The organism is Streptomyces sp. CLV115, assembly GCF_038448545.1.
Classification (GTDB): Bacteria; Actinomycetota; Actinomycetes; order Streptomycetales; family Streptomycetaceae; genus Streptomyces; species Streptomyces sanglieri.
The window spans coordinates 1-6,741 of the sequence record NZ_JBCEWQ010000257.1 but is presented as its reverse complement, the minus strand read 5'-3'; the positions used below and the strand labels follow the sequence as shown (position 1 = coordinate 6,741).

The 6,741-nt window shown below is 73.3% G+C and carries 7 protein-coding genes; 3 read left to right on the top strand and 4 right to left on the bottom strand.

Features of this window, described 5'->3' with window-relative positions; genetic code table 11:
* Positions 1 to 264 (bottom strand): PAS domain S-box protein (locus tag AADR41_RS40470; protein ID WP_342287320.1); only part of this gene is annotated, 264 nt, incomplete at its 3' end.
* A 95-nt stretch (positions 265 to 359) separates the two neighbouring features.
* Complete coding sequence (locus AADR41_RS40465; protein ID WP_342287319.1) at positions 360 to 1,835, bottom strand: amidase; 1,476 nt, start codon at positions 1,833 to 1,835, stop codon at positions 360 to 362.
* Between the two features lie 283 nt (positions 1,836 to 2,118).
* Between AADR41_RS40465 and AADR41_RS40460 the strand changes: the two genes are divergently transcribed.
* Both AADR41_RS40460 and AADR41_RS40455 read left to right on the top strand, forming a co-directional pair.
* A complete protein-coding gene (locus AADR41_RS40460) occupies positions 2,119 to 2,793 on the top strand; it encodes a hypothetical protein (RefSeq protein WP_342287318.1) in 675 nt (224 codons plus the stop codon).
* Positions 2,790 to 3,815 (top strand): nucleotidyl transferase AbiEii/AbiGii toxin family protein, encoded by a 1,026-nt coding sequence (locus AADR41_RS40455; protein ID WP_342287317.1) that lies wholly within the window; start codon positions 2,790 to 2,792, stop codon positions 3,813 to 3,815. The genes AADR41_RS40460 and AADR41_RS40455 overlap by 4 nt, the downstream gene beginning before the upstream one ends.
* An 84-nt stretch (positions 3,816 to 3,899) precedes the next feature.
* On the opposite strand, the gene AADR41_RS40450 is transcribed toward AADR41_RS40455, so the two are convergent.
* Positions 3,900 to 4,253, bottom strand: coding sequence for a hypothetical protein (locus tag AADR41_RS40450; protein ID WP_342287316.1), 354 nt, complete (start codon positions 4,251 to 4,253; stop codon positions 3,900 to 3,902).
* Between the two features lie 205 nt (positions 4,254 to 4,458).
* On the opposite strand from AADR41_RS40450, the gene AADR41_RS40445 reads away from it, so the two are divergent.
* Positions 4,459 to 5,235, top strand: coding sequence for a hypothetical protein (locus AADR41_RS40445; RefSeq protein ID WP_342287315.1), 777 nt, complete (start codon positions 4,459 to 4,461; stop codon positions 5,233 to 5,235).
* Here AADR41_RS40445 and AADR41_RS40440 read toward each other — a convergent pair.
* Positions 5,198 to 6,741 (bottom strand): NCS1 family nucleobase:cation symporter-1 (locus tag AADR41_RS40440; RefSeq protein ID WP_446751198.1); only part of this gene is annotated, 1,544 nt, incomplete at its 5' end. The two genes, AADR41_RS40445 and AADR41_RS40440, sit on opposite strands and share 38 nt — an antisense overlap.

Genomic DNA, 6,741 nt, shown 5'->3' with positions numbered 1-6,741 from the left:
CCGCACCCCCGCCCGGCAGCGCTCGGCGATCCCCGCCACCCGTACCGGGTCCTCGGGCATGGCCAGCAGGAAGCCCGCCGGCCGCCCGACCACCTCTGCGGCCCGGTACCCCAGCAGTTCCTGTGCGCTGTGCGTCCAGCCGACGACCGTTCCGGTGTCGGCGACCACCACGGTCGCGTCGTTCGCCGTGTCGTAGGGGTGCCGGGGAGTGCTGGGCCTCGAAGGTTCGGCTCCGGGCGCCGACTGCGGACCTGCACACGCCATACCGGACACCACCTATCCACTCCCTGCCCATGATCCCGCCTACCGCGCTCGGGTGCGAGCGACAGCGCGGCCGGACCCGGGCCCCGGACGGGGGTTCAGCGCCCGGCCCCCTGCGCGGACCGGGCGGACGGGGACGGGGGCCGGTGCTCGTACCAGCGCCGGTCGGCCTCCAGCTGGGCGGCGAGGGAGATCAGGCGTTCCTCGCTGCGGGACGGGCCGAGCAGCTGTGCCCCGACGGGCAGCCCGTCGCCGGTGAATCCGGCCGGTACGTTGATGCCGGGCCAGCCCAGTACGTTCCAGGGCCAGGCGTACGGGCAGGCCTCGGTCATCGCGAGATCGGTGCGCCAGGCGCTCAGCCCGTCGAATCGGCCGATCGGGGGTGGCGGCAGGGCGGTCGTCGGGGTGAGCAGCACGTCGTACCCGGCGCCGGTCCGGGACGGGCGGAAGAAGCCGCCGATCCTGCGGTGCTGACGCACCTCGCGCTCCCTGGCCGCTCGTACCACCCGGCCGCCGAGCCGGGTACCGGTGCGCAGCGCGCTGCGGGTGCGCGGGTCGAGGAGTGCGGGGTCGGGGTGGCGGGCGGCGAGTTCGGCGATCCCGGCGGTGGCGCGGGGGACGAAGCCGAGGCCGATCAGTCCGTAGCGGGGTCTGGCTTCCTGCACGTCGTGGCCCAGCCGGGTGAGGGCCTCGGCCAGTGCGAGGACGGCCCGTCGCACATCGGGGTGGGGTGCGGAGCCGGTGAGGGTGAGCGGGGGGCGCCAGGCGAGGGCGATGCGCAGCCGGCCCGGGTCGCGGCGGGCGGCGGCCGCGGCGGCGACGGGCGGCGGCCGGTGCCGGTCCTCGGGGTGGGAGCCGGCGACCGCGTCGAGCAGCAGCGCGGCGTCGGCGACGGTCCTGGCGAGCGGTCCGTTGACGGTCAGGCCCTGGAAGGCGTCGGTGTGCGGGTGGCCGGAGATCCGGCCGCGCTGGGGCTTGATGCCGACGAGATGGGTCCAGGCCGCCGGGATGCGTACGGATCCCGCCCCGTCGGAGCCGAGCGCGGCGGGCACCAGACCGGCCGCGACGGCCGCCGCGGAGCCGCCGGACGAGCCGCCGGGGGTGTGACCGGTGTGCCACGGGTTGCGGGTGGCGCCGAAGGCGGGGCCCTCGGTGAACGGCCACTGGCCCAGTTCGCAGGAGTTGGTCTTCCCGACGATCACGGCCCCGGCCGCCCGCAGCCGGCGTACCGCCTCGCTGTCCGCGGTCGCGGCGGGCAGATCGCCGTCGCAGCCGAAGTAGGTCGGCATCCCGGCGACGTCCGTGTCGTCCTTGACCGCGACCGGCACGCCGAGCAGGGGCAGCCGCTCCCCGGCCGCGAGCCGGCGGTCGGCCTCGGCGGCCTCGGCGAGCGCGGCCTCGGCACGCAGGTGCCGGAAGGCGTTGAGGGTGCTCCGGCTCGCTTCGATGCGGCGCAGTGCCGCGGTCACCTGCTCGACCGAGGTGGTGCGGCCCTCGGCCAGCTCCCGTGCGCTGTCGGCGAGTCCCGTGGGGCCGGCCGGTTCGGTGGTTTCCACCGCTTCCGTTGAGGACATGGGCTGACCGCCTTCCTCGTGTCGGACGACACCGCGCGGAGGCTGTGCGCAGCGCGCCTGTCGCGTCCGAACGAACTTACCGGAGGGTAACGAGGAATGAGCGGTCCGCTCAACCGTTCGGTGGAAAGTGGCCCGGGGTCCGTCCGGTCCTGATCCGCCGGACAGACCCCGGGTGCGCCACCGGCACGTCCGGGGAGGTCTTCGGTCGCGTCCGGGGACTGTCAGTGCCGCTTGCTACGTTCTGTGACGGAAACGGACCGTGAAAAGTACTGGTGGAGGGCGCGTGGAAGCGGAGTTCGAGGGCGAGTTCGAGACGCATCTGACGGTGCGCCTCGAACCTCGCGCCGACAGCGGTGCGGGGGATGCCCGGGAGGCCGGCCGGCTGGGCCGCTGGGCGGAGCGCGAGGGCATGAAGCTCACCCACATCCTCCTGGACCGCGGTGCCACGCCCGACCAGCCCATGCTGACCGAGCGGGGCCGCGGTTCGCTCTCCGGGCAGCGGGCCGCCGCCGGTCTCCGGTCGGCCGAGCTGCGCGCGGCGGGCTTCCCCGTCGTTCGGGTGAAGATCGAGGCCGCTCCGTGGAACGAGGACATACCGGGGACGGCCGACGAGGCCGCCGCGCTGTCTCCCGACTGCCACTTCGAGCACCACGTCAAGCTGCTGCTGACCGGTGAGCCGCAGCTCGCCGTCGCACGGGCGGTGGCCGAGCGGCAGGGCGCGCGTCTGTCGCGCAATGCCCGCCGCACCACCGGCCCCGGGAGCCATGAGCGGTTCGTCACGCAGCGCTGCTACGCGGTGGGCCGTCCGCAGGCGAGGGCCGAGCTCGACGCGCTGCTGGGCGGGCTGGCCGCTGCCGGGCTCGAAGTGCTGGAGGTCGAGGAGGAGTTCGTGGTGCACGACGACCATCCGGCGGCGGACGCCGGCTGGCTGGACGAACCGGCCGGGGTCTCCCGGTGAGCGCGCACGACCGGCCCGTCCCCGGCGAACCGGCGTACGACGACCCCGCGCTCGCGCCGCGGTGGCGGGCTGCCCGGCGCGCCGTCCAGGACCATCTGCTGCGGGCGATCGCACAGTCGCCCTGGGGCGGCGGTCTGGTCCTGCGCGGCAGTGTCCCGCTCCAGGCCTGGGTGGGCGCCGCCGCGCGGGAGCCGGGCGATCTGGACTGGATCGTGGTGGAGCCGCCGGCCGGCTGCTTCGTCGACGGGCTCGACCCCCACCCGTACGTCGACGGGACAGCGGCCGTACAGCAGTGGCCGGAGGCCGCGCACGGTGCGGCCGCTCCCGAGCTGCTGACGGACGGCGAGTGCCATGACACCGGCGGCGCCCGGCCGGTGCTCGCGCCGGAGGGGCTGCACTGGATGGAGGCCGAGGAGCTGGATCCGCCGTCCTCCCCCGCCGAGGAGGTCGTGGCCGCCCTGGCGGCCGGTCCGCCGCTGCCCGAGGGCATTCGTGTCGATCCGCTCCGGGTGACGTCGGACGGGACGTGGACGTACCGGGAGTACGAGACTCCCGGGGTGCGTGTCGTCGTCCCCTGGGAGGCCGACGGGCTGCCGCCGGGCGAGGTCCGGATGGACTTCGCCCAGGACGAACGGCTCCCGCAGGCTCCGGAGTGGACGGCCTGTCCGCGCGGTGACGGCGGTCCCCCGACGCCGGTCCGCACCGCGGGCCCGGGGCTCGCGCTCGCCTGGAAGCTGCTGTGGCTCGCCGAGGACCAGCAGGCGGAGGGCCGGTCGGGGGCCAAGGACCTGTACGACGCGGTGCTGCTCGCGGAGCACCGCGCGACCCGTCTGCCACCGCGCCTGCTGCGTACCGTGCTGGGCCCGCACGCGCCGGACTTCACGCCCGGGGCGGTGCTGGACTGGCTGGTGGACTGGTCCGCGTTCCACGCCGCGCATCCATGGGTGGACGGCGGCCCGGACCGGCTCCGGGAGCGGCTGGCCGCCGCCCTGCCCCCGCTGCTTGAGCGGAGCGCTCCGTGACCGGCCGGACCGGCCGCCCGTGCTGGGCGGCCGGTCCGGCCGGCGCGTGGATCCGGTCCGGCCGGCCCGTACGGTACGAACGGGCTACGGCTGGACGGTGATCTCGCCGATCCCGGTGCCGATGCCGGCGCAGTGCGCGGTGGACTGGCCGGACTGCCCGGGGTTGAGGGTGACGTGCTCGCCGTCCACGTCCGGGGACCAGCCGCAGACCAGGTGCACCCAGAAGGTCTGCGTCGTGCTGCCGTCGTTGCGGCACAGCGCGAAGCCCGTGTAGTCGTCGATCTCGTGCTTTCCGGTGTCGCAGGACAGGCCGGGCGGCGTCGCCACGGCCGGCACCGCGGTCGCGGCGGTCGCGGGAACCGCGAGCGCGGTGGCCGCGCCCACCACGACGGCGCCCCTGAGCACGGCCCTGGACACACTCCCCATCGACAGCTTCATGTCTCCCTGTTCCTCCTCGTTGATGGCGAATTCGGTGCGCCGACAACCGTCCCCAGCACCCTGCAGGCCAAAACGAGGCAAAACATCACACTGTGTATGCACCATGGTGGTCGGCCACGCCGCGCGACCCCGTCCGCCCCGGCGTACGCTCGGAAGAATCGGATGGCACCTGAACAGGCCCTGCGGGTACTACCAGGGAGGCGACGTGACCGGTCGACACAGCGGCACCCACCGGGCCGCCTGGACGGCCCTCGCCGTGCTGGGGATCACCGGCGGCAGCGTGCTGGGCGGCGGTGCGGCACGGGCGGACGACGGAATCGACAAGCTCTCCGCGCAGCAGATCGCGGACCGCTCCCGGGACGCCCTGCTGAGTACCCGTTCCCTGCACCTGAGCGCCCGTGGCGAGCTCGGCGACAACAGCCCGCCGATGGCTCTGGAGCTCACCCTGGACCGGGACGGCAACTGCACCGGATCGGTGGATCTGGGCAACAGCCAGGGGTCCGTCCGGATCGTGAAGCGCGGCGACGACATCTGGGTCAAGCCGGATGCGAACTTCTGGAAGAACCAGGTCCCGGGCGGCGGTTCGGCCTTCGCGGCGATCCTGAACGGGCGCTACATGAAGGGCTCGGCCGACGACCCGAGGCTGCGGGACCTGGCGAACGGCTGCGATCTGGACACGTTCCGGAAGCTGGTCGGCGACAACGCGGACAACGACCGGGGGACGCTGAACAAGGGCCGCAAGACCACGCTCGACGGGGCTCCGGTGGTGCCGCTGACCAGGATGCGGGACGGGCGGACGCTGACGACGGATGTCGCGGCCACCGGCAAGCCGTACCCCCTGAGGATCACGGCCCGGGGCGCCGGGGCGGACGCGGTCGTGCGCTTCTCGGCCTTCGACAAGCCGGTGCCCACGACCACGCCGCCGCCGGACCAGACGTACGACATCAGCGCCCTGCTGGGCCGTACGTCCGCGCCGGTGTGACGCCGGGCCGGCCGCTGAGCAGCACGTACAGCACCAGCGAGGAGGCCAGCCCGACCGCCCAGCCGTAGCCGGCGAGGGGTTTCAGGAACGGGATCAGGCCGTCGGCCGGGAACGGGCCCTCCCCGGGGGCGGAGTGGGAGCCGCCGATCGCGAGGACGCCGCCGACGGTGAACGCTGCGACAGCCCGCCAGTTCCATCCGTTCGTGTACCAGTAGCGGCCGCCGGGGCGGTAGAGGTCCGCGAGGTCGAGCACGGTGCGGCGGACGATCCAGTAGTCGGCGATCAGGATGCCCGCGACCGTTCCGAGCAGTCCGCCGACCAGTCCGAGCCAGGTGAAGATGTACAGCTCGGGCGTCTCGGTGAGCTTCCACGGCATGATGAGGACGCCGACGACTCCCGTGATCAGGGCGCCCGTACGGAAGTTGATGAACCGCGGCGCGAGATTCGCCAGGTCGTAGGCGGGTGATACGACGTTGGCGGCGATGTTCACGGAGACCGTCGCGACCAGCACCGTGACCAGGGCGTAGAGCAGTCCGAAGACATTGTCGGTCCGGGCCACGAGCTGGACCGGATCCCAGATGGCTTCCCCGTACACCGCCTGCGATCCGGAGGTGACCAGGACCGAGAGCAGGGCGAAGAGCGTCATCGTGGTCGGCAGACCGAGCGACTGGCCCCTGATCTGGGCGCGTTGGCCGGCCCCGAATCGGGTGAAGTCGGGGATGTTCAGCGAGAGGGTGGCCCAGAAGGCAATCATGCCCATCAGCGACGGGAAGAAGACCGGCCAGAACTCCTTGCCCCAGCCGAGCTTCGAGGGCTGGTCGAGCAGCGGGCCGAAGCCGCCCGCCTTGACGGCGACCCAGACCAGCAGCACGACGGCGCCGACGATGACGAACGGTGCCGCCCAGTTCTCGAACCGGCGCAGGGCGTCCATCCCCCGGTAGATGATGGCCAGTTCGAGCGCCCAGAAGAGGATGAAGCAGAGCCAGAGCGTCCACGGCTGGCCGCCGATCTCGGACGCCTTCGCCCAGCCGCCGAAGATCTTCCCCAGCAGGGTGAAGATGCCGACGCCGCCGATCCAGGTCTGGATGCCGAACCAGGCGCAGGCCACCGCGGCCCGGATCAGGGCGGGCAGGTTGGCGCCGCGCAGCCCGAAGGAGGCACGGGCCAGCACCGGGAAGGGGATGCCGTACTTGGGTCCGGCGTGCCCGGTGAGCAGCATGGGTCCGAGCACGATCAGGTTGGCCAGCGCGATGGTGAACACGGCCTGTTTCCAGTCCATGCCGAGGGCCACCAGGCCGGAGGCGAGCAGCCAGGACGGGATGTTGTGGGCCATGCCCACCCAGAGCGCGGTGAAGTTGTACGTCGTCCAGCGGCGCCGTTCCAGGGGAACGGGCAACAGGTCCTCGTTGACGAACCGGTTGTCCGTGGGAACGGCGCCGGGGGCGAGCTCGATGCGGCCCGAGGCGTCGGGTATCGGGTCCTGCGGTGGCACGGGTGGGACGGGCG